The sequence below is a fragment of the Phenylobacterium sp. 58.2.17 genome, from assembly GCF_026411515.1.
In the GTDB taxonomy this organism is placed as follows: domain Bacteria; phylum Pseudomonadota; class Alphaproteobacteria; order Caulobacterales; family Caulobacteraceae; genus Phenylobacterium.
In genome coordinates this window covers 55,641-76,252 of record NZ_JAPMTQ010000001.1, presented here as the reverse complement: position 1 = coordinate 76,252, position 20,612 = coordinate 55,641, and the positions used below count along the sequence as shown (strand labels likewise).

The following is a 20,612-nucleotide window of genomic DNA, read 5'->3' as shown; positions in this document are numbered from 1 at the left end:
GATCATCGTGAGTGGGTAAGAAGGGCTTAAACTCACAGAATCGACCCTGTTCATCCCGGTTGGCTTGTTTCAAGCCGACCGGGACAGGGACGAGGGCGCTAGGGGTTGGCCCGCCAACCAACCCGCTCTAGAGAAGTCCGCTCACTCCCACCTGCGGCGGACCCATGCACGATATCCGAGCCATTCGCGAAACCCCCGAGCTTTACGAGAAAGCGTGGGCTGCGAAGGGCCGTTCCGGCGCCGCCGCCCAGGCGATCGAACTGGACGCCAGGCTACGGGCCGCCAAGCTGGCCCTCGAGACCGCCCAGAGCCGCCGTAACGAAGCTTCTAAGTTGATCGGCCAGGCCAAGGCCAAGAAGGACGAAGCCGAGGCTCAGCGCCTGATGGCCGAGGTCGAGCAGGTCAAGGGCGTGCTGGCCGAGCAGGCCGAGGTCGAGCGTGCGGTCTCCGCCGAACTGCAGAACCTGTTGGCCTCGCTGCCGAACTTGCCGATGCCGGAGGTGCCGGGGGGGGCGGACGAGCACGACAATGTCGAGGTCCGTCGCTGGGGCGAGCCGAACACCATCGCCGCTCCGAAGGATCACGTCGATCTGGGCGAAGGCCTGGGCCTCATGGACTTCGAGGCGGCCGCCCGCATGAGCGGCGCGCGCTTCACGGTGCTGCGCGGGCAGCTCGCCCGGCTGGAGCGGGCCATCGGCCAGTTCATGCTCGATATGCAGACGCTGGAGCACGGCTACACCGAGGTCTCGCCGCCGCTCATGGTGCGCACCAAGGCGATGTTCGGGACCGGCCAGCTGCCCAAGTTCGCCGACGATCAGTTCGTGGCCTTCCCGGGCGCCCAGGCGGCCCAGACGCTGGACCTCGACCGGCTGGACGAGACCGACGTCCGCTGGCTGATCCCGACGGCCGAGGTCTCGCTGACCAATCTGGTGCGCGAGCAGATCGTCGCCGAGGAGGAGCTGCCGCTCCGCTTCACGGCCCTGACGCCCAGCTTCCGCGCCGAGGCCGGCGCCTCCGGCCGTGACACCCGCGGCATGATCCGCCAGCACCAATTCTACAAGGTCGAGCTCGTCTCGATCACCGCCCCGGACAAGTCCGAGGAGGAGCACGAGCGGATGGTCGGCTGCGCCGAGGCGGTGCTGAAGGCGCTGGAACTGCCGTTCCGCACCATGCTGCTCTGCACCGGCGACATGGGCTTTGGCGCGCGCAAGACCTACGACCTCGAGGTCTGGCTCCCCTCCGAGGGGCGTTATCGCGAAATCAGCTCCTGTTCGAACTGCGGCGACTTCCAGGCCCGGCGGATGGACGCGCGGACCAAGAAGGCCGGCGAGAAGGGCGCTCGCTTCGTTCATAGCCTGAACGGCTCGGGCTTGGCCGTTGGCCGCACGCTCGTGGCGGTCATGGAGAACTATCAGGACGAGAAGGGCCGCATCGCCATCCCGCAGGCGCTGCACCGCTATCTTCCGGGCCTGACGCATATCGGTGGCGAATGAGAATCCTCCTGACCAACGACGACGGCATTCACGCTGAAGGTCTCGTCGCCCTGGAGAGCATCGCCCGAGCCCTGACCGACGACGTCTGGATCTGTGCGCCGGAGTACGAGCAGTCGGGCGCCAGTCGCGCCCTGACCCTGTCCGATCCGGTGCGGGTGCGGAAACTGGACGACCGCCGCTTCGCCACCACCGGCACGCCGACCGATTGCGTGATGCTGGCGGTCACCGAGCTGATGGGCGGCCTGACGCCGGACCTGGTGCTGTCGGGCGTCAACCGTGGCGCCAATCTGGCCGAGGACGTGACGCTTTCGGGCACCGTCGCCGGCGCCATCGAGGGCATGGCGATGGGTATCCCGTCGATCGCCCTGTCGCAGACCACCTGGCCGCTGGTCGACGGTCAGGACATGTTCGCCCCGGCCGAGCGTTTCGGCCCCGGCATCGTCAGGCGGCTGGTCGAGATCGGCTGGCCAAAGGACGTGGTGATGAACGTCAATTTCCCCTCGCGAGCGCCCGACGAGATCACCGAGGTCGAGGTCACCCGCCAGACCTTCCGCGACGTAGCGGTGCGTCACGCCGAGAAGCGCACCGACCTGCGCAACCGCGACTACTACTGGATGGGCTTCCGCCACGAAATGTCGCAGCCGGCCGACGGCACCGACCTTCGCGCCATCTACGACGGTAAGATTTCCGTCACCCCCTTGCATATCGACCTGACTCACGCCGAAACCGTCTTTCGCCTGAAGGGCGTGCTCGGGGGCGCGCCGCCGAAGGCCTGAGGCGGATATGGGCAAGCAAGACGACAACGGCGAAGAGGGGCGGGACGTCCAGCTCGCACGACTGGTGCTGTCGCTGCGCGCCCAGGGCGTCAGCGACCCGGCCGTGCTCGCGGCGCTCGAATCGACCCCGCGCGAGCTGTTCACGCCGGACCTTTTCAAGGAAAGGGCTTTCGAGGATTCGGCCCTGCCGATCGCCTGCGGCCAGACGATCAGCCAACCGTTCATCGTCGGCCTGATGAGCCAGGCCCTGCAGGTCGAACCGCGCTCGCGGGTGCTCGAGATCGGCACCGGCTCAGGCTACCAGACCACCATCCTCTCCAAGATTTCGCGGCTGGTCTACACGGTGGAACGCTACCGGACCCTGCTGGGCGAGGCCGAGGCCCGCTTCAAGCAGCTCGGGCTGACCAACATCGTCACCCGCTTCGGCGACGGCGGGCGGGGCTGGCCCGAGCAGGCGCCTTTTGACCGCATTTTGGTCACAGCCGCGGCGCCGGATGAGCCCAAGGCCCTGCTTTCGCAACTGAAGCCCTCCGGCATTCTGGTCGCGCCTGTGGGCAGGGGGCCGGTGCAAAAGCTGATCCGTTATCTCGGCGACGGGGCGGGCGGCTTCCGGGCCGAACACATGACCGACGTCCGCTTCGTTCCTCTGCTCGACGGCGTCGCCAAGGAGCCGTGAGGTACGACTAATTGGGTGGCCTGGGCGTCGGCCGTAACCCATCATTAACCCTGACGCCTCGACTGATTCCGATCCAATGTCCCCCGGAGCGGCGATGACGCTTTCCCTCTCGCGTACGGTTTTGTTCCTTCTGGCCGGCACGGCGCTGACCGCCTGCACCACGGTCGAGCCCATGCGCCCGAACTTCCCGACCAGGCCCAATCCCGCGCCGAGCCAGCCGCCGCCGGCGACGCCGCCTGTCGTGCGTCCGTCCGAGCCGGCGCCCGAGGCGCGGCCCACGCCGCCGGTCTCGTCCACGCCGCTGCCCAGCATTCAGCCGGCCCGGCCGCTGCCGCCTGCGCCGACCTCGCCGCCGCCTACGACCCAGGCTCTGCCGCCGGCGCCTCCGGTCATGCAGACCGTGACCCGTACGACAGTCGCCGGCCGGGTGGTCGACACCGCCGGCCCGGCCAAGGACTATACGGTCAAGAAGGGCGACAATCTCGACGCCATCGCCCGCACGCTCGGCACCGACCGCAAGCAGCTGGCTGAGGACAACGATCTCAAGGCGCCCTACGCCCTGCGGCCCGGCCAGGTGCTGAAGGGCCCGCGCACGGCCAAAAGCAAAGCCTATGTGGTCGAATCCGGGGACACCCTGTTCGCGATCGCCCGCCGCTTCAGCGTCACCGCCGCGGCGATCGCCGAGGCCAACGAGCGCGACATCGACGCGCCGCTATCGCCCGGCCAGCGCCTGATCCTGCCGGACGGCTATAAGGACAAAGGCCCGACCGTCGTTCGGACCCAGGTCCCGGTGGCTTCCAGCGGCTATGAGCCGCCGCCGCCCTCCGCGCCCCCGCCCTATACCCCGCCGCGCGTCACGCCGCCTGCGTCGCCGCCGCCCGTCGTCGACCAGCCGGCGACCACGGTGCGCATGCGCGTCACCGGCAAGGTGGTGGACACCGCCGGCAAGCCGAAGACCTATACGGTCAAGAAGGGCGACAATCTCGACGCCATCGCCCGCAGTCTCGACACCACCCGTAAGGACCTGGCCGACGACAACAAGCTGAAGGCGCCATATGCCCTGCAGCCGGGGCAGGTGCTCAAGGGGCCGGCGACCAAGGCCAAGGCCTATGTGGCCGGGCATGGCGACACCATGGCCCTGATCGCCCGCCGCTTCGGCGTCACCCAAAAGGCGCTGGCCGAGGCCAACGGCCTGCGCGTCGGCGCCTCGATCAAGGCCGGCCGGCAGGTGATCCTGCCTTCGGGCTATCGCGACCGGGGACCGATCCGCGAGGAGGTCGCCGCGCCGCGACCGGCGCCGGCTCCGACACCGGCCCCGCCGCCGCCCTACACGCCGCCTTCGACGACTACGCCTTCGACGCCGTACCAACCGCCGGCGGCCACCACGCCGACGCCGACGCCGACCCCGCCTGCGCCGGTGCGTCCTGCGCCGCCGCCGCCGAAGCCTTCGACCCCGGCCCCGACGCCGAGTTCTCCGGCCCCGACCAGCGGCACGCCGACCGATGCGCAGATCTCCAGCTTCGGGCGCGGCCGTTTCGTCTGGCCGGTCCGCGGCGACATCGTTTCGGACTACGGGCCCAAGGGCACCGGCCAGCGCAACGACGGCGTCAACATCCGCGCGTCGCAGGGCGAGACGGTCCGCGCCGCTGCAGCCGGCGACGTCGTCTATGCCGGCGACCAGGTGCCGGGCTTCGGCAACCTGGTGCTGATCAAGCACACGGACGGCTGGGTCACCGCCTATGGTCACCTGGCGCGCGTCGACGTGAAGATGCAGCAGAAGGTCGTGCAGGGGCAGCAGGTCGGCCAGGTCGGCTCGACCGGCGGCGTCTCAGAGCCGCAGCTGCACTTCGAGGTGCGCTACGCCCCGACGCCGCAGGAACGCGCCCGCCCGATCGATCCCAAGCTGGTGCTGCCGAAGTAGATTTCCCTCCTTTTGGGGGAGGGACAGATCGCGAAGCGATCAGGGTGGGGCAGGCGTCGAGTACCCCACCCATCACGGCACGTTGCGCCGCGCCGCCCTCCCCATGAAGGGGAGGGGAAGTCGCCCTACAGCGGCAGGTGCTTGCCCTGCTCGCCGGCCAGGTCGCGGATGAACTGATAGGCTACGCGGCCGGAGCGCGAGCCGCGCAGCTGCGCCCACTGCAGGGCCCGGCGGTCGAGCTCCGGATCGGCCAGGCCGTAGCGCTCGGCATAGGCGTTGATCGCCGCCAGATAGGTCGCCTGATCCATCGGCGGGAAGCCGATCCACAGGCCGAAGCGGTCTGAGACGCTGACCTCTTCCTCAGCGTCCTCGGCCGAGGCGACCAGGCCGCGGTCCTCGGTGTTCGTGCGCGGCATCAGGTGGCGCCGGTTGGAGGTCGCCACGAACAGCACGTTGCTCGGCGGACCGGAGACGCCGCCTTCCAGCGCCGACTTCAGCGCCTTGGCGGCGGCCGCACCTTCCTCGAACGAGAGGTCGTCGCACAGCACCACGAAGCGTTCGGCCCGGCCGCGCAGCTCGTCGAACAGCGACGGCAGCTCCGTCACCTGGTCGCGGTCGACCTCGACCAACTTCAGGTCGGGCGCGTCCTGCGAGACCTGCATGAACGCGGCCTTGGAGATTGAGCTCTTGCCGGTTCCGCGCACGCCCCACAGCAGGACATGGTTGCTCGGCAGCCCCTTGGCGAAGCGCTGCAGGTTCTCCAGGAACCGGTCCTTCTGCCGTTCGATGCCCAGCAGGGATTCGAGCGGCAGCGGATAGTCCGGCGCGGGATGGAAGGCCCCGGTCACAGGATCGTGGCGGAACAGGCGCGCGCCGTCGAACGAGGGCGCTACCTTGGCCGGCGGGGCCAGTCGCTCCAGGGCTTCGGCGATGCGGACGAGAACAGGCTTCAACGCGTCTTCCATGGCGAAGGTGCTTAGCCGCACGGCGCTTCCATTGCAAAACGAAGACGCAGCGCATAGCTTCCGCCGACCTGAAAAACCGGGCCGCAACGCGCCCGACTATTGAGCTTCGGAGCGCCATGTTCGCCACGCCCGCCTTCGCCCAGACCGCCGCCGGCGCCCCCACGGGCGGCCCGCAGGATCTGCTGATCCAGTTCCTGCCGCTGGTCGGCCTGGTCGTTCTCTTCTACTTCCTGATGATCCGGCCGCAGCAGCGCCGGATGAAGCAGCACCAGCAGATGATCACCAACCTGAAGCGCAACGACACCGTCGTGCTGAACTCGGGCGTGGTCGGCAAGGTGGTTCGGGTCGAGGACAAGGAAATCGGCCTCGAAATCGCCCAGGGCGTCACCGTCAAGGTGGTGAAGGGCATGATCGCCGAGGTCCGCGTGCGCGGCGAGCCGGCCCCTGCCAACGACTCCAAGGCCTAAGGGCTCGACGTACACATGATCAATCTCTCGCGCTGGAAGGTGATCGCCGTGGTTTTCGCGGCGATCTTCGGCGTGGTGTTCACCTTGCCGAACGTGCTGCCCGCCGATGTGCGCGACAGCCTGCCGGGCTTCATGCCCAAGCAGACCCTCAATCTCGGCCTGGACCTGCAGGGGGGCTCGCACCTCCTGCTGGAAGTGGACACCGCCGCGCTCAAGCAGGAGCGTCTCACCAACCTGCTGGAAGACGTGCGCACCCAGCTGCGCGAGGCCAATATCCAGTTCGCCGAGCTGCGGCTGGTCAATGATCAGGTCAGCGTCCTGATCAGCGATCCGGCCCAGGCGAACACCGCGGTCAACAAGCTGCGCAGCACCGTGGCCGCGGCCAGCGCCGCGACGCCGGGCGGCAGCGGCATCTCGGTCTCCTCGGCCGGCGGCGGGCGCATCGTCCTGTCGCTGTCCCAGGACGCGATGAACGCCGAGGCCGGCCGCGCGGTCGACCAGTCGATCGAGATCCTGCGCCGTCGGATCGACGAACTGGGCACCAAGGAACCGACCATCGTCCGTCAGGGCGTCAACCGGATCGTCGTCCAGGCGCCGGGCGAAAGCGATCCGCAACGCCTGCGCGACGTCATCGGCCAGACCGCCAAGCTGACCTTCCAGATGGTCGACGACAGCGTCACGCCGGAAGACATGGCCGCCGGCCGGGTGCCGCCAGGCTCCCAGGTCTATCCGGCCGACGACGGCTTCTCGCAGTCGTACGTTCTGAAGAAGCGCGCGCTGGTGACCGGCGAGATGCTGACCGACGCCCAGCAGCAGTTCGACCAGCAGAGCGGCCAGCCCGTCGTGTCGTTCCGCTTCAACGGCCAGGGCGCGCGCCGCTTCGCCGATGCGACGTCCCAGAACCTCGGCAAGCGCTTCGCCATCGTCCTCGACGGCAAGGTGATCTCCGCTCCGGTGATCCAGAGCGCCATCACCGGCGGCAACGGCCAGATCAGCGGAAGCTTCACGCCGCAGAGCGCCAACGACCTGGCGATCCTGCTGCGCGCCGGCGCCCTGCCGGCGCCGCTGAAGGTCGAGCAGCAATCCACCGTCGGCGCCGAGCTCGGGGCCGACGCCGTGAAGGCGGGGATCATCTCGCTCGTCATCGGCGGCGTGGCGATCATCGTCTTCATCATCCTGGCCTACGGCCTGTTCGGCGTGTTCTCGGCGATCGCCCTGATCGTCAACGTGCTGCTGATCCTGGGGATCATGTCGTTCACCCAGGCGACGCTGACCTTTCCCGGCATCGCCGGCCTGATCCTGACCCTTGCGGTGGCGGTCGACGCCAACGTGCTGATCTATGAACGGATACGGGACGAGGCCCATGCCGGCAGGTCGCCGATCGCGGCCCTGGAGCACGGCTATTCGCTGGCCCTGGTCTCGATCATGGACGCCAACATCACCAGCGCCATTTCCGCGCTGATCATGTTCCAGTTCGGCTCCGGCCCGATCCGCGGCTTCGCCTGGACGCTGCTCATCGGGGTCATCACCTCGGTGTTCACCGCCGTCGTCATCACTCAAGTGCTTATCGGTCTGTGGTTCCGCGCCACTCGGCCGAAAGTGCTGCCGATCGTCTAGGATTCGAGAACATGTGGCCTCTGATCCGTCTCCTGCCGCGCGAGTTCCACTTCAACTTCGTGCGTCTTGCGCCTTATGCGGCGATCTTTTCGGCGATCCTCATCGCGCTCTCGGGCGTGTCGTTCTTCACCAAGGGCCTGAACCTGGGCATCGACTTCATCGGCGGGTCGATGATCGAGGTGCAGACCCCGGGGCCGGTCGACATCGGCAAGCTGCGTCAGACCATGATGCGGGTCGGCGGCGAAGACGCCCAGGTCCAGCAGATGGGCTCGCCCAACAGTGCGATGCTGCGCTTTCGCACCGCCGAGGACGTCAATCCCGTCGACGGCGCTGAAGCCATCAAGACCGAGCTGACCAAGACTTTCCCGGGCATCACCTTCAAGAAGGTCGAGGTCGTGGGGCCGAAGGTCTCGGGCGAGCTGATGACCGGCGGCTTCATGGCCCTGGGCGTCGCGGTGCTGCTGATGCTCCTCTACATCTGGTTCCGCTTCCAGCTGCAGTTCGGCCTCGGCGCCGTGGTGGGCGTGTTCCACGACGTGCTGCTGACGATGGGCATGCTGTCGCTGACCCATCTCGAGTTCTCGATGACCTCGATCGCGGCGCTGCTGACCGTCATCGGCTATTCGATGAACGAGAAGGTCATCACCTTCGACCGTCTTCGCGAGAACCTGCGCAAGTACAAGACCGCGCCGCTGGCCGACATCATCAACAAGTCCGAGAACGAGCGTCTGTCGCGGACCCTGATCACCGGCTCCACGGCGATCCTGGCCCTGTCCGGCGCGGTGTTCTTCGGCGGCCCGGTGCTGCTGCCGTTGGTCGTGACCATGGTCTTCGGCGTCGTCGTCGGCACCTACTCGTCGATCTACGTGGCCCTGCCGATCATCCTGCTTTGGGGCGTGAAGCGCGGCGACGAGCCGGCCGAGCCGCTTAAGCCCATGGCCGCCCGCTAGGCGCGCCATGGCCCGGGACGCCCCCCAGATCGACGCCTACGGAGACGGCGGTTTCCGCCTCTCCACCGGCCGCCACGAGGGCTCCCTGCTGATCGTGCGCGACGAGGCCAGGGCCTGGCCCGTCCGCACGATGGGCGAGCTGTCGCCCGACCACTTCGCCGAGATCGTCGCCGCCGGTCGCGGCGAGGTGGAGTTCGTGCTGCTGGGGGCGGGGATGCACAACGCCCTGCCGCCGCGCGCCGTGCGAGAGGCCCTGCAGCGGGCCGGCATCGGCCTCGAATTCATGGACACCCCGGCCGCCTGCCGGCTCTACAACATCCTGACGGCCGAAGGCCGCAAGCTCGCGGCCGCCATCATCGCCGTCTAAGCTTGGCTTTTCGCCTGCTGCGAAGCGCCCTATATCCGGTCCTTAGGGCTGGAAACATAAGGGGCATCGACAATGCAGGGACTGCTGTCCAATTTCCGCAACACCATGATCGTGAGCTTCCTGCTCGCCGTGATCATGGTCGTTGGTTACATGAGCCACTACGGCTCGGCTGACTCGATCTTCTGGCAGGCGGTGTTCCGCTGGCTGCACACCTTCTTCGGGATCCTCTGGATCGGCCTGCTGTACTATTTCAACTTCGTCCAGATCCGGAAAATGCCGGACATCCCGGCCGAGCTGAAGCCCGCCGTCTCCAAGTACATCGCGCCCGAGGCGCTGTTCTGGTTCCGCTATGCGGCGCTGGCCACCTGGATCATGGGCGTCATCCTGGCCTTCAACCGCGGCTATCTGGTCCAGGCCTTCACCCTCGGCGCCCTGGACGGCTTCTCGGTGCCGCAGCACACCTTCATCGGCGTCGGCATGTGGCTGGCGACGATCATGTTCCTCAATGTCTGGGTCTTCATCTGGCCGAACCAGAAGATCGCCCTGGGCCTGGTCGACGGCGACGCCGACGCGAAGGCCAAGGCTGGCAAGGTGGCCATGCTGTTCTCGCGCACCAATACGCTGCTGTCGCTGCCGATGTTGGTCACCATGACCATGAACCAGACCATCTTCGGCTAACGGCCGAACGCGTCTAGGATCGGAAGGCCCGCCCCACCCGGCGGGCCTTTTGCTTGTGTGTGATGTCCGAAACCCAACCCGCCGCCGACCTCGACGACCAGGCCCGCCGCCTCGACCCGGAACGCTGGCTGTCCAGCCGCTTCATCGCCGACCCCGCCGCCCGTGCGGACGTCATGGCCGTCTACGCCTTCGACTACGAGCTGGCCCGCGCGCCCAAGGTCGCCTCCAACGCCCTGATGGGCGAGATCCGCCTGACCTGGTGGCGCGAGGTGCTGGATGAGGTGTTCGAGGGGCGGCCCGTGCGCCATCACCCGACCGCCCAGGCGCTGGCTGCCGCCATCGGCCGCCACGGCCTGCCGCGCGGCCCGCTGGAGGCGATGATCGACGCCCGCTACCGCGAACTCGATCCCGCGCCGATGAACCTGGCCGATGCGCTCGAATGGGCGCGGGGATCGGCGGGCGGGGCGGCTCGCGCCGTGGCGCTGATCCTCGACCCGCAGGCCGACCTGACCCGGGCCGAGCGCGCCGGCGAGGCGTGGGCCATCGGCATGCTGATGGGCACCGCCGGCATGGAGGGCGAGGCCGCCCAGGCGGCGTTGGCCGAGGCGCTGGCGGCCGGGCAGGGGATGTCGGTGGCCGCGTTCCCGGCCGTCGCCCATGCGACCCTGGCGCGGGTCAGGGCGCGGGGACGGCGAGCCTCCGACCTGGAAGCCCGCCTGCGGCTGTTCTGGGCCAGCGCCCGCGGTCGGCTCTAGCTACTCCGCCGCCAGCGCCGGCGAGCCGGCGACCCAGGCGTCGAGGTCGGCCAGGGCGCGTTCGCCCATCGCCAGCTTCTTGTTGCGGCCGCGTTCCTTGGCGCCGATGCGGCTGCCGTCCTCGCGCCGCTTCGGGCCGGCCGCTTCCAGCGGCGGGAGCAGGCCGTAATTGATGTTCATCGGCTGGAACGAGCCCTTGCCGGCGTCGATGTGGCCGCCGGTGATGTGGCCGATCAGGGCCCCCAGCGCCGTGGTGGCCGGCGGCGGCGCGATCGGCCGGCCCAGGCGCTCGGCGGCGGCGAAGCGGCCGGCCAGCAGGCCGACGGCGGCGCTCTCGACATAGCCTTCGACCCCGGTCACCTGGCCGGCGAAGCGCAGCCGCGGCTGGGTCTTCATCCGCAGTTGGGCGTCCAGCAGCTTCGGGCTGTTCAGGAAGGTGTTGCGATGCAGGCCGCCGAGCCGCGCGAACACAGCCTTTTCCAGCCCCGGAATGGTGCGAAAGATCTCGGTCTGGGCGCCGTGCTTCAGCTTGGTCTGGAAGCCGACCATGTTCCACAGCGTGCCCAGGGCGTTGTCCTGGCGCAGTTGGACGATGGCGTAGGCCTTCACCTCGGGATTGTGGGCGTTGGTCAGGCCGACCGGCTTCATCGGGCCGTGGCGCAGCGTCTCGCGGCCGCGTTCGGCCATCACCTCGATCGGCAGGCAGCCGTCGAAGTAGGGAACGTTCTCCCAGTCCTTGAACTCGGACTTCGGACCGGCCAGCAGGGCGTCAATGAAGGCCTCGTACTGCGCCTTATCCATGGGGCAGTTGATGTAGGCGGCGGTGTCGCCGGCCGGGCCGGCCTTGTCGTAGCGCGACTGACGCCAGCAGACGTCCATGTCGATCGACTCGAAGTTCACGATCGGGGCGATGGCGTCGAAGAACGCCAGTTCGCCTTCGCCGGTCAGCTGCAGGATCGCCTCGGACAGCGCCGGCGAGGTCAGTGGACCGGTGGAGACGATCACGTTGTCCCACTCGGACGGCGGCAGGCCGGCGATCTCCTCGCGCTCGATGGTGACCAGGGGATGGGCTTCCAGCCGCGCGGTGACCGCCTGCGAGAAGCCGTCGCGGTCGACGGCCAGGGCGCCGCCGGCCGGCACCTGGTTGGCGTCGCCGCAGCTCATGATGATCGAGCCGAGCTTGCGCATCTCGGCGTGCAGCAGCCCGACGGCGTTGCCGGTCCAGTCGTCGGCGCGGAACGAGTTGGAGCAGACCAGCTCGGCCAGGCCGTCGGTCTGGTGGGCGTCGGTCTTCCGGACCGGGCGCATCTCATGCAGGACGACCGGAACTCCGGCCTGGGCGACTTGCCACGCGGCTTCGGAACCGGCCAGGCCCCCGCCGACGATATGAACTGGTTGGATCGACATGCGTGACTAACTAGCAACGATCGTAACACTTCGCGAGCGGGGCCTTGCGAAGGTCGAGCCCGCTCACCAGAATCCGCAGCCAAACAGCGGCCGACTCGTTATTAGCGACGGCTTGGCCAGAGGATTGAGATGAGCGCGTTTTCGGCGACTGACGCCGCTTTCGAGGGTTTCCGACTGACGCGCGAACGCCCGAGGACGGTCCTCGTCTGGGCGATGCTGTGCTTCCTGGTCAGTGTCTGCAGCGCCATCTACCTGACCACCGTCGGGCGGGAGGCCAGCGCCCTGCTCGAGGCCGGGCCCGCGGACACGCCCGACGCCGCCGCGCTGGGCGAGATGCTCGCGGTGCTGTTCCCGATGATGATCATGGGGCTGCTGTTCCAGTGCCTGATGGCCGCGGCGGTCTATCGCGTGACGCTGCGTCCCGAGGATCGCGGCTTGGCCTATCTGAAACTGAGCATGGACGAGTTCCGGCTCGTCCTTCTGACCGGGGTCTACTTCCTCCTGGTTCTCGGCGCCGTAATCGGCGCGGTGCTGGTCGCGGGGCTGATCGCCGCCGTGGTGATGATGGTGGCCGGGCAGGGCGCGGGCGCGTTGATGGGCGTGGTCATCGAGTTCTTCATCCTCGGCGTTCTGTTCTACACCGCCGTGCGGCTCTCGCTGGCGCCGGCGATCACCTTCGCCGAGCATCGGCTGGCGATCTTCGATTCCTGGCGGCTGACCAAGGGCCAGTTCTGGAAGCTGACCGGCGCCTACACCCTCGCGATCTGCGGCATCATTGCGATGTCGCTGCTGGTGCTGGTGATCTTCGCGGCGGCGGTGGCGATCGCCAAAGGCGGCGACCTCCAGGCGGCCGGCCGGATGTTCAGTCCCGACAGCACGTCGGTGCGATCCTACTTCACCCTGACCACGGTGCTTTACCTGCTTGTCTCGGGTTGGCTGACGGCGATCTACTACGCCGTGGTGATCGCCCCCGCCGCGGTTGCGTATCGGGGGCTCACCAAGGCCGCCGCCTAGGCGTCAGCGCTCGGCCGCGCCTTCACGCGTTCGCGCCAGGCCTTCAGGTTGACGAACTCGTCCTCGACCGGCAGGCCGATCCACTCGGCGAAGTCGACGGTCGAGAGCAGGCAGATGTCGGCCATGGTGTAGCTGTCGCCTACCAGGAATTCACGGCCCTCCAGCTCCCGATCGACGTACTTCTGGGCTCCGCGGTAGGTTTCCTTGTTGGACTCGCCGAAGTCCTTGAACTGGGTCAGCAGCGCCGCGGTGAACGGGTGCGCATGGCGCCAGAAGTTGCCCACCGGCATCATCACCGCGAACTCGACGCGGCGGATCCACTGGTCGACCAGCGCCTTTTCCACCGCCGTGCGGCCGAACATCGGCGGCTCGGGATGGGTCTCCTCGAAGTAGCGGCAGATAGCGACGGTCTCGGAGATGCAGGTGCCGTCGTCCAGTTCGAGCGCCGGCAGCTGGCCCATCGAGTTTTTGGCTCGGAATTCGGCCGACTTATGCTCGCGCTTACGCATGTCGACTGGCGTCTCGGGCAGGTCGACGCCCTTTTCGGCCAGGAAGATGCGCACACGGCGGGGGTTCGGCGCCGGCATCGGCGCGCCGTAAAGTTTCATTGGATCGCACCCTAATGTTCTTAAGTATGGCGCGAGGCTATTTCGAACGCGCGTTTGAATGCAAGCGTCATTCCGTGGCGTCAGCGGTCGGCGGCGTGCAGGTCCGAATGCCGCCAGCGTACGCCGTCCGGCGGTGGTAGGATGGCGTCATGACCGAGGGTTTCGCCCTGTTCGACACTGCCATCGGCCTCTGCGGCGTCGCCTGGAACGGCCGCGGGCTGACCGGCGTCATGCTGCCGCTCAGCGAGGGCGGCGACCCGCGCGCGCGGATGACGCGCCGCCATCCGGGGGTGGAGGAGGGGGACCCGCCCGCCGCCGTCGCCGAGGCGATCGCGGGCATGCGGGCGCTGCTGCGCGGCGACAAACGCGACCTGCTGGAGGTGGCGCTGGACGACGGACAGGTCGCGCCGCTGGCGGCCCAGGTCTACGCGATCGCCCGCGCCATCCCGCCGGGCCAGACCCTGACCTATGGGGACATCGCCCGCCGGCTCGGCGACGTCAGCCTCTCGCGCGCCGTGGGCCAGGCGCTGGGCGCCAACCCCTGGCCGATCGTGGTGCCGTGTCACCGCATCCTGGCGGCCGGCGGCCGCAAGGGCGGCTTCTCGGCCCCCGGCGGGGCCGACACCAAACTGCGCATGCTGGAGATCGAGGGCGCGCTGGCCCCCGACACCCTGCCGCTGTTCGGCGGCCGCTAGAGCTTTTCCCTTCAAGTGGAATCATTTGAAGGGAAAAAAGGCTCTACTTCAAAGAGTTGGAGCGTGATGACCGCCGGAACCGGCTTCCACTTCCGGCTATCACGCTCTAGGCCCGCAGCTTCGCCCGCCGTTCGTTGCGGCGCTTGTCGTGCTTTTCGAGGATCTCGGCCAGGTAGCGGCCGGTCCAGCTCTTGGGGCTGGCGGCGACCTGTTCCGGGGACCCCTGCGCCACGATCTCGCCGCCGCCGTCGCCGCCCTCCGGGCCGAAGTCGACGATCCAGTCGGCGGTCTTCACGACATCGAGGTTGTGCTCGATGACCACCATGGTGTTGCCCTGGTCGGCCAGCTCGTGCAGCACCTCGAGCAGCTTCTTGACATCCTCGAAGTGCAGGCCGGTCGTCGGCTCGTCGAGGATATACAGCGTCTTGCCGGTCGCCCGCCGCGACAGTTCCTTGGAGAGCTTCACTCGCTGGGCCTCGCCGCCCGACAGCGTCGTCGCCGACTGCCCGACCTGGACATAGCCCAGGCCGACGCGCTTCAGCGTCTCCATCTTGTCGCGCACCGGCGGCACCGCCTTGAAGAAGTCGGCGGCCTCCTCGACGGTCATGTCCAGCACGTCGGAGATCGACTTGCCCTTGAACAGCACCTCGAGCGTCTCGCGGTTGTAGCGCTTGCCGTGGCAGACGTCGCAAGTGACGTAGACGTCGGGCAGGAAGTGCATCTCGATCTTGATCAGCCCGTCGCCCTGGCAGGCCTCGCAACGGCCGCCCTTGACGTTGAAGCTGAACCGGCCGGGGCCGTAGCCGCGGGCCTTGGCCTCGGGCAGGCCCGCGAACCAGTCTCGGATCGGCTGGAAAGCGCCGGTATAGGTGGCGGGGTTCGAGCGCGGCGTGCGCCCGATCGGCGACTGGTCGATGTCGATGACCTTGTCGAAGTTCTCCAGGCCCTCGATCTTGGCGTGCGGGGCAGGGGCGTCCGAGGCGTTGTGCAGCCGCCGGGCGGCCGCCTTGTAGAGCGTCTCGATCGTGAAGGTCGACTTGCCGCCGCCGGAGACGCCGGTGATGCAGGTGAAGGTGCCGACCGGGATCTCGGCCGTCACGTTCTTCAGGTTGTTGCCGGTGGCCCCGACGACGCGCAGCACCTTCTTCTTCGAGATCGGCCGGCGGTCCTCGGGAATTTCGATCTCGCGGGCGCCGGACAGGTACTGGCCGGTGATGCTCTTGGGATTGTCCATGACCTGCTGGGGCGTGCCCTCGGCCACCACCTCGCCGCCGTGGACGCCGGCGGCCGGGCCCATGTCGATGACGTAGTCGGCGGTCATGATCGCCTCTTCGTCATGTTCGACCACCAGCACCGAATTGCCGAGGTCGCGCAGGCCCTTGAGGCTTTCCAGCAGCCGGGTGTTGTCGCGCTGGTGCAGGCCGATCGACGGCTCGTCCAGCACGTAGAGCACGCCGGTCAGGCCCGAGCCGATCTGGCTGGCCAGGCGGATGCGCTGGCTCTCGCCGCCCGACAGGGTGCCCGAGGCGCGGCTCATGTTCAGGTAGTCGAGCCCGACATTGACCAGGAACCGCAGGCGGTCGTTGATCTCCTTCAGGATCCGCCGGGCGATCTCCATCTGCTTGTCGGTCAGATGGTTGTCGAGCTCGGTGAACCACTCGCCGGCGTGCTTGATCGAGAGCCGGCTGACCTCGCCGATGTGCTTGCCGTCGATCTTCACGGCCAGGGCTTCGGGCTTCAGGCGGTAACCTTCGCAGGCCTCGCAGGGCGTCTCGGACTGGTAGCGGCCCAGTTCCTCCCGCACCCAGGACGAATCCGTCTCGCGCCAGCGGCGCTCCAGGTTGGGCAGGACGCCCTCGAAGGTCTTGTTGACCTCGTACTTCCGGGCGTTGTCGTCATAGACGAACTTGATCTTCTCGCTGCCCGATCCGTACAGCACCACTGTCTTGGCGCCCTCGGGCAGCTTCCACCACGGCATGTCCATAGAGAAGCCGTAGTGGCCGGCCAGCGCCTGCAAGGTCTGGGTGTAGAGCGGCGAAGGCCCCTTCGCCCAAGGCGCGATCGCGCCCTTGTGCAGGGTCTTGTCCTTGTCCGGCACGACCATATCGGCGTCGAAGGCGAGCTTGGCGCCTAGGCCATCGCACACCGGACAGGCGCCATAGGGATTGTTGAACGAGAACAGCCGCGGCTCGATCTCGCTGATCGTGAAGCCCGAGACCGGGCAGGCGAATTTCTCCGAGAAGATCAGCCGGCGCGGTTCGTCCTCGCCCTCGGCCTTGTCGGCCCACTCGGCGGTGGCGATGCCCTCGGCCAGCCGCAGCGCGGTCTCCAGGCTGTCGGCGTAGCGGCTCTCCAGGCCGGCCTTGGTGACCAGCCGGTCCACGACCACGTCGATGTCGTGCTTGAACTTCTTGTCGAGCGCCGGGGCGTCCTCGATCGGATAGAACTCGCCGTCGATCTTCAGCCGCTGGAAACCGGCCTTCTGCCACTCGGCGATCTCTTTGCGGTACTCGCCCTTGCGGCCGCGCACCACGGGCGCCAGCAGATAGATCCGCTCGCCGTCGGGCAGGGCGGTCAGCTTGTCGACCATCTGGCTGACGGTCTGGCTTTCGATGGGCAGGCCGGTCGCGGGCGAGTAGGGAACCCCGACCCGCGCCCACAGCAGGCGCATGTAGTCGTGGATCTCGGTCACCGTGCCGACCGTCGAGCGCGGGTTGCGGCTGGTGGTCTTCTGCTCGATCGAGATGGCCGGCGACAGGCCTTCGATCAGGTCGACGTCCGGCTTGCTCATCAGTTCGAGGAACTGGCGCGCATAGGCCGAGAGGCTCTCGACATAGCGACGCTGGCCCTCGGCGTAGATCGTGTCGAACGCCAGCGAGCTCTTGCCCGAGCCGGACAGGCCGGTCAGCACGACGAGTTCGCCGCGTGGAATATCCACGCTGACGTCCTTCAGATTGTGCTCGCGGGCGCCGCGAACGCGGATGAAATTAAGCTGTTCGGCCATGCTTTTCCGGAAAACGCTTGCAGCCGCCGATGCCCTCGGCGGCTCTCGTCCAATGTAGTTCCGAGACTCACCGATAACACGGGAACATTAGGGGAACAAACCCGCTGCGGCGATATCACCGGCAGGTTCTAGCCCATCGCTTGCACAAACCTGTCAGCAGCGTTGTCAGCAGGCCTATGAGCCGGCGCCCTTGACGGCCCGATTTACGCATGTAATCCAATTGCGAACTACAAATGTAAATTGGAGGAAGCGATGCAGACGACGGTCATCCCGCAACCGGATCCCATGAGCCCCGTCATCGTGCCGGAGTTCGAAAGGCTGAACTTCGTGCAGGTGTTTCTCGACGCCTCGCGCCTGAACCAGGGTGTCATGCTGGTCCTGATGCTCATGGCGGCGGCGGCGGTCGTGCTCTGGGCCCTTGGGCTGGGGCGCTCGCTGTCGGCCCAGCCGAGCCGCTCGGTGGCCGGCCTGCGCTATCTGAAGGGCATGTGGGTCGGGGCGCTGCTGCTTGGCCTGTCCGGCGCCTCCTACACCCTGCTGGCGAGCTTCATCGGCCTGGCCAACGTCCGTCCGACGCCGTCGCTGGCGATCCTGGCGCCGGGCTTCGCCGAGATCATGGCGCAGATCACCCTCGGTCTGGCGGCCGCGGCCCTGGCGGTGATCTGCCACCAGGACTTGGACGCGCGCCTGCGTCGGCTCGCGGCGTGATCGCCGTCACCGAGGCCGAGCGCCACGTGATGGAGGCGCTGTGGGCCGGCGAGCCGCTGAGCCCGGACGAACTGGTCCGGGCGGTCGCCCCCGCCCAGGGCTGGGGCGAGGCGACGGTCAAGACCCTGGTCAACCGGCTGCTGAAGAAGGGGGCGATCGCCTCGCGGCGCGCGGACGGCCGCACGCTGTACGCGCCGCTGGTGGCCCGGGACGAGTACGTGACCGCCGAAAGCCAGGGCCTGCTCGACCGGCTGTTCGGCGGCGAGCTGGCCCCGATGGTCGCGCACTTCGCCCGCCGCCGGGCCCTGTCGGACGAGGAGAAGGCTCGCCTGCGCCGGCTGCTGGACGAGCTGGACCGCGAGTAACCCGCTAGCTCTCCCGCCGCTCGTAGCGCGGCGGGCGCTTTTCCAGGAAGGCGGCGACGCCCTCGCCGAAATCGCCGTCCAGGCTGGCCAGGATCTGGTTGCGGTCTTCCATGGCGATGGTCGCCTCCAGGCCTTGGGCGTCGATGGCGTGGTTCAGCGCCTCTTTGGTCAAGCGCAGGCCCAGCGGCGTGGCGTGCAGCATGTCGGCGGCGAAGCTCTGCGCCTCGGCCGTGATGGCGTCCGGCGCAACGACCCGGCTGACCAGGCCCAGCTGATAGGCGCGCTCGGCGTCGATGAAGCGGCCGGTCAGCATGTATTCCGCCGCCACCGACGAGCCGACCATCCGCGGCAGGAAATAGCTGACCCCGATGTCGCATGCCGAGAGTCCGATGCGGATGAAGGCGGCGTTCATCCGGGTCGTCGGCGTGACGATCCGCACGTCCGAGGCCAGGGCAAGTGCGAAGCCGCCGCCGCTGGCGGCGCCGTCGACGCAGGCGATGATCGGCTGTGGGCAGCGGCGCATGGCGATGACGATCTCGCTGATCTGCCGCTGGCCGGTCAGGCTGGCCCCGACCGACCGACCGCCCGGCGCGGCGGTACTGCGCTCCTTCAGGTCCAGCCCCGCGCAGAACGCTCCGCCGGCCCCGCACAGCACCACCACCCGCACGTCGCGCCGCCAGTAGAGCCCGACGAAGAAGTCGCGCAGTTCCTCGACCAGCTTGCGGTTCAGGGCGTTCAGCCGCTCGGGCCGGTTCATCGTGGCCCAGACGACGTCGCCGTCCTGGCGCAGGTCGAGGTGTTCGTACATCGCAGGCCCTCCGAGGTTTCGAAGGAGCCTGCGCCCGCCGCCGCTGCGTCAGGCAAGCGGCGGCTATTTCGCCTTCAGCTCGTCGGCCTGCTTGAGCACCCGCAGGGCGTTGCCGCCCCAGAAGCCGGCCAGCTCATCCTTGGTCCACCCGGCGGCGACCAGCCGTTCGGTCAGGGCGGGGAAGTAGGTGATGTCGTCGAAGCCCTCGATGCCGCCGCCGCCGTCGAAGTCGCCGGAGACGCCGACGTGGGCCTTACCGGCGACCTGCGCCGCGTGCTGAATGTGCTTCATCAGGTCGTCCATGTTGGCCCGCGCGATGGGGTACTTCGCCTCGATGGCGTTGCGGGCGGCGCGATAGGCCTCGCGCTTGTCGGCCGGGACGTCGCGCGGCGAGCCGTAGGTCTTGAACAGCTCGGTCAGGGCCGCCTTGCGCTCCGGGATCTCCGGCATGTCCTTCATGTAGCCGGAGAAGGCGTTGATCTGGATGACGCCGCCCTTGGCCGCCAGCTTGCGCAGCAGGTCGTCGGGAACGTTGCGCGGGTGGTTGTAGATCGCCTTGGCGCCGGAGTGCGACAGGATGATCGGCGCCTTGGACAGGTCGAGCATCTGGTCCAGCACCAGGTCGGAGGCGTGACTGGCGTCGAGCAGGATCCCCAGACGGTTGGCCTCGGCGACAAACTGCTTGCCCAGCGGCGAGAGGCCGCCGTGGATCGGCCCCTTCGGGTCGGTGGCGCTGTCGGCCAGGTCGTTGTTGGCGAAGTGGACGGGCGACATCATCCGCACGCCCATGTCGTAGAAGGTCTTCATCAGCGTCAGGTCGCCGGCGACCGGCGAGCCGTTCTCCATGCTGATGTAGACGAAGCGCTTGCCGCTTTGGCTGATCGTGGCGGCCTCGTCGGCCTTGGTCGCCTGGGCGAAGATGTCGCCGTTCTTGGCGACCATCTCGTGGATGACCATGGTCCGCAGCAGGGCGTGGTCGCGCGCGGCGATGTTGCCCTCCTTGGTGTTGGCGCCCTGGGGCGTGAAGACCACGAAGAAGCCGCCGTCGACGCCGCCCTCGACCATCCGCGGATAGTCGACCTGGCTGCCGTCCTCGACCTTGTTGCGGGCGCGGATGTCGAAGCTGGGGTTGGCCTCGTTGGCTGGGGTGTCGAAGTGGGTGTCCAGCACGATCAGATTCTCGTGCAGGATCCTGGTCTCGGGCTTCACCTTGGGAGCCTGGGCCAGGACCGGCGAGGCGCTGGCGAGCAGAACCGCGAGCGGAAGACCAAACTTGAACACGAACGCCACTCCCCGAAATGAACCGGCGCGAACCTTCAGCATTCCGGGGAGTCTGCG

Annotated in this window: 20 protein-coding genes; 14 read left to right on the top strand and 6 right to left on the bottom strand. The window is 68.0% G+C overall.

What is annotated here, in order from left to right:
* The first annotated feature begins 164 nt into the window (after nucleotides 1-164).
* From serS to OUA97_RS00365, 4 genes are all read left to right on the top strand, one after another.
* Nucleotides 165-1,493 carry a serine--tRNA ligase gene (serS, locus tag OUA97_RS00380; protein ID WP_267229740.1) on the top strand — a complete coding sequence of 443 codons (1,329 nt, stop codon included), beginning with the start codon at nucleotides 165-167 and terminating at the stop codon, nucleotides 1,491-1,493.
* Nucleotides 1,490-2,269: a 5'/3'-nucleotidase SurE gene (surE, locus tag OUA97_RS00375; protein ID WP_267229739.1), complete on the top strand. Its 780-nt coding sequence runs from the start codon at nucleotides 1,490-1,492 to the stop codon at nucleotides 2,267-2,269. Before serS ends, surE begins: the two co-directional genes overlap by 4 nt.
* 7 nt (nucleotides 2,270-2,276) lie before the next feature.
* Nucleotides 2,277-2,945 carry a protein-L-isoaspartate(D-aspartate) O-methyltransferase gene (locus OUA97_RS00370; RefSeq protein WP_267229738.1) on the top strand — a complete coding sequence of 223 codons (669 nt, stop codon included), beginning with the start codon at nucleotides 2,277-2,279 and terminating at the stop codon, nucleotides 2,943-2,945.
* 94 nt (nucleotides 2,946-3,039) lie between these two features.
* Nucleotides 3,040-4,866, top strand: a complete 1,827-nt coding sequence (locus OUA97_RS00365) for a LysM peptidoglycan-binding domain-containing protein (RefSeq protein ID WP_267229737.1) — start codon at nucleotides 3,040-3,042, stop codon at nucleotides 4,864-4,866.
* A gap of 125 nt (nucleotides 4,867-4,991) precedes the next feature.
* Here the strand turns inward: OUA97_RS00365 and OUA97_RS00360 are convergent, their stop codons facing one another.
* On the bottom strand, nucleotides 4,992-5,831 hold the full coding sequence (locus OUA97_RS00360; RefSeq protein ID WP_267230032.1) for an ATP-binding protein: 840 nt from the start codon (nucleotides 5,829-5,831) through the stop codon (nucleotides 4,992-4,994).
* 116 nt (nucleotides 5,832-5,947) lie between these two features.
* Between OUA97_RS00360 and yajC the strand changes: the two genes are divergently transcribed.
* The 6 genes from yajC (at nucleotide 5,948) to OUA97_RS00330 (ending at nucleotide 10,665) form a co-directional block, all read left to right on the top strand.
* Entirely contained in the window at nucleotides 5,948-6,298 is a 351-nt protein-coding gene (gene yajC, locus OUA97_RS00355) for a preprotein translocase subunit YajC (protein WP_267229736.1), read from the top strand.
* A 15-nt stretch (nucleotides 6,299-6,313) separates the two neighbouring features.
* Nucleotides 6,314-7,915 carry a protein translocase subunit SecD gene (gene secD, locus OUA97_RS00350; RefSeq protein ID WP_267229735.1) on the top strand — a complete coding sequence of 534 codons (1,602 nt, stop codon included), beginning with the start codon at nucleotides 6,314-6,316 and terminating at the stop codon, nucleotides 7,913-7,915.
* 11 nt (nucleotides 7,916-7,926) lie between these two features.
* A complete protein-coding gene (gene secF, locus OUA97_RS00345) occupies nucleotides 7,927-8,865 on the top strand; it encodes a protein translocase subunit SecF (RefSeq protein ID WP_267229734.1) in 939 nt (312 codons plus the stop codon).
* Between the two features lie 7 nt (nucleotides 8,866-8,872).
* Nucleotides 8,873-9,232 carry an Mth938-like domain-containing protein gene (locus OUA97_RS00340; RefSeq protein ID WP_267229733.1) on the top strand — a complete coding sequence of 120 codons (360 nt, stop codon included), beginning with the start codon at nucleotides 8,873-8,875 and terminating at the stop codon, nucleotides 9,230-9,232.
* Between the two features lie 72 nt (nucleotides 9,233-9,304).
* Entirely contained in the window at nucleotides 9,305-9,910 is a 606-nt protein-coding gene (locus OUA97_RS00335; RefSeq protein WP_267229732.1) for a urate hydroxylase PuuD, read from the top strand.
* A 62-nt stretch (nucleotides 9,911-9,972) separates the two neighbouring features.
* Nucleotides 9,973-10,665 carry a squalene/phytoene synthase family protein gene (locus OUA97_RS00330; RefSeq protein ID WP_267229731.1) on the top strand — a complete coding sequence of 231 codons (693 nt, stop codon included), beginning with the start codon at nucleotides 9,973-9,975 and terminating at the stop codon, nucleotides 10,663-10,665.
* Here the strand turns inward: OUA97_RS00330 and trmFO are convergent, their stop codons facing one another.
* Complete coding sequence (gene trmFO, locus OUA97_RS00325; protein ID WP_267229730.1) at nucleotides 10,666-12,072, bottom strand: methylenetetrahydrofolate--tRNA-(uracil(54)-C(5))-methyltransferase (FADH(2)-oxidizing) TrmFO; 1,407 nt, start codon at nucleotides 12,070-12,072, stop codon at nucleotides 10,666-10,668.
* A 129-nt stretch (nucleotides 12,073-12,201) separates the two neighbouring features.
* Between trmFO and OUA97_RS00320 the strand changes: the two genes are divergently transcribed.
* On the top strand, nucleotides 12,202-13,086 hold the full coding sequence (locus OUA97_RS00320; protein ID WP_267229729.1) for a hypothetical protein: 885 nt from the start codon (nucleotides 12,202-12,204) through the stop codon (nucleotides 13,084-13,086).
* On the opposite strand, the gene OUA97_RS00315 is transcribed toward OUA97_RS00320, so the two are convergent.
* Nucleotides 13,083-13,694, bottom strand: a complete 612-nt coding sequence (locus OUA97_RS00315; RefSeq protein WP_267229728.1) for a glutathione S-transferase family protein — start codon at nucleotides 13,692-13,694, stop codon at nucleotides 13,083-13,085. The two genes, OUA97_RS00320 and OUA97_RS00315, sit on opposite strands and share 4 nt — an antisense overlap.
* Before the next feature lie 149 nt (nucleotides 13,695-13,843).
* On the opposite strand from OUA97_RS00315, the gene OUA97_RS00310 reads away from it, so the two are divergent.
* Entirely contained in the window at nucleotides 13,844-14,389 is a 546-nt protein-coding gene (locus tag OUA97_RS00310; RefSeq protein ID WP_267229727.1) for a methylated-DNA--[protein]-cysteine S-methyltransferase, read from the top strand.
* A gap of 106 nt (nucleotides 14,390-14,495) precedes the next feature.
* Here OUA97_RS00310 and uvrA read toward each other — a convergent pair whose 3' ends face one another.
* The gene (gene uvrA, locus OUA97_RS00305; protein WP_267229726.1) at nucleotides 14,496-17,393 is read right to left on the bottom strand and encodes an excinuclease ABC subunit UvrA; all 2,898 of its coding nucleotides are present in this window, start codon (nucleotides 17,391-17,393) and stop codon (nucleotides 14,496-14,498) included.
* Nucleotides 17,394-17,645: 252 nt separating this feature from the next.
* Here uvrA and OUA97_RS00300 point away from each other — a divergent pair, with 252 nt between their 5' ends.
* Nucleotides 17,646-18,101: a hypothetical protein gene (locus OUA97_RS00300; protein WP_267229725.1), complete on the top strand. Its 456-nt coding sequence runs from the start codon at nucleotides 17,646-17,648 to the stop codon at nucleotides 18,099-18,101.
* Entirely contained in the window at nucleotides 18,101-18,466 is a 366-nt protein-coding gene (locus tag OUA97_RS00295; protein ID WP_267230031.1) for a BlaI/MecI/CopY family transcriptional regulator, read from the top strand. Before OUA97_RS00300 ends, OUA97_RS00295 begins: the two co-directional genes overlap by 1 nt.
* 4 nt (nucleotides 18,467-18,470) lie before the next feature.
* On the opposite strand, the gene OUA97_RS00290 is transcribed toward OUA97_RS00295, so the two are convergent.
* Together OUA97_RS00290 and OUA97_RS00285 are read right to left on the bottom strand one after the other, a co-directional pair.
* Nucleotides 18,471-19,274 carry an enoyl-CoA hydratase/isomerase family protein gene (locus OUA97_RS00290; protein ID WP_267229724.1) on the bottom strand — a complete coding sequence of 268 codons (804 nt, stop codon included), beginning with the start codon at nucleotides 19,272-19,274 and terminating at the stop codon, nucleotides 18,471-18,473.
* Nucleotides 19,275-19,337: 63 nt separating this feature from the next.
* On the bottom strand, nucleotides 19,338-20,555 hold the full coding sequence (locus OUA97_RS00285) for a dipeptidase (RefSeq protein WP_267229723.1): 1,218 nt from the start codon (nucleotides 20,553-20,555) through the stop codon (nucleotides 19,338-19,340).
* Nucleotides 20,556-20,612 lie beyond the last annotated feature (57 nt).

Bases quoted from the DNA above. Each gene is read 5' to 3' on its own strand.
- trmFO (WP_267229730.1), bottom strand. From the start codon at position 12,072: ATGTCGATCCAACCAGTTCATATCGTCGGCGGGGGCCTGGCCGGTTCC.
- OUA97_RS00370 (WP_267229738.1), top strand. From the start codon at position 2,277: ATGGGCAAGCAAGACGACAACGGCGAAGAGGGGCGGGACGTCCAGCTC.
- OUA97_RS00290 (WP_267229724.1), bottom strand. From the start codon at position 19,274: ATGTACGAACACCTCGACCTGCGCCAGGACGGCGACGTCGTCTGGGCC.
- OUA97_RS00360 (WP_267230032.1), bottom strand. From the start codon at position 5,831: ATGGAAGACGCGTTGAAGCCTGTTCTCGTCCGCATCGCCGAAGCCCTG.
- OUA97_RS00300 (WP_267229725.1), top strand. From the start codon at position 17,646: ATGCAGACGACGGTCATCCCGCAACCGGATCCCATGAGCCCCGTCATC.
- OUA97_RS00365 (WP_267229737.1), top strand. From the start codon at position 3,040: ATGACGCTTTCCCTCTCGCGTACGGTTTTGTTCCTTCTGGCCGGCACG.
- secF (WP_267229734.1), top strand. From the start codon at position 7,927: ATGTGGCCTCTGATCCGTCTCCTGCCGCGCGAGTTCCACTTCAACTTC.
- yajC (WP_267229736.1), top strand. From the start codon at position 5,948: ATGTTCGCCACGCCCGCCTTCGCCCAGACCGCCGCCGGCGCCCCCACG.
- OUA97_RS00330 (WP_267229731.1), top strand. From the start codon at position 9,973: ATGTCCGAAACCCAACCCGCCGCCGACCTCGACGACCAGGCCCGCCGC.
- OUA97_RS00340 (WP_267229733.1), top strand. From the start codon at position 8,873: ATGGCCCGGGACGCCCCCCAGATCGACGCCTACGGAGACGGCGGTTTC.
- surE (WP_267229739.1), top strand. From the start codon at position 1,490: ATGAGAATCCTCCTGACCAACGACGACGGCATTCACGCTGAAGGTCTC.
- secD (WP_267229735.1), top strand. From the start codon at position 6,314: ATGATCAATCTCTCGCGCTGGAAGGTGATCGCCGTGGTTTTCGCGGCG.
- OUA97_RS00315 (WP_267229728.1), bottom strand. From the start codon at position 13,694: ATGAAACTTTACGGCGCGCCGATGCCGGCGCCGAACCCCCGCCGTGTG.
- serS (WP_267229740.1), top strand. From the start codon at position 165: ATGCACGATATCCGAGCCATTCGCGAAACCCCCGAGCTTTACGAGAAA.
- OUA97_RS00320 (WP_267229729.1), top strand. From the start codon at position 12,202: ATGAGCGCGTTTTCGGCGACTGACGCCGCTTTCGAGGGTTTCCGACTG.
- uvrA (WP_267229726.1), bottom strand. From the start codon at position 17,393: ATGGCCGAACAGCTTAATTTCATCCGCGTTCGCGGCGCCCGCGAGCAC.
- OUA97_RS00335 (WP_267229732.1), top strand. From the start codon at position 9,305: ATGCAGGGACTGCTGTCCAATTTCCGCAACACCATGATCGTGAGCTTC.
- OUA97_RS00310 (WP_267229727.1), top strand. From the start codon at position 13,844: ATGACCGAGGGTTTCGCCCTGTTCGACACTGCCATCGGCCTCTGCGGC.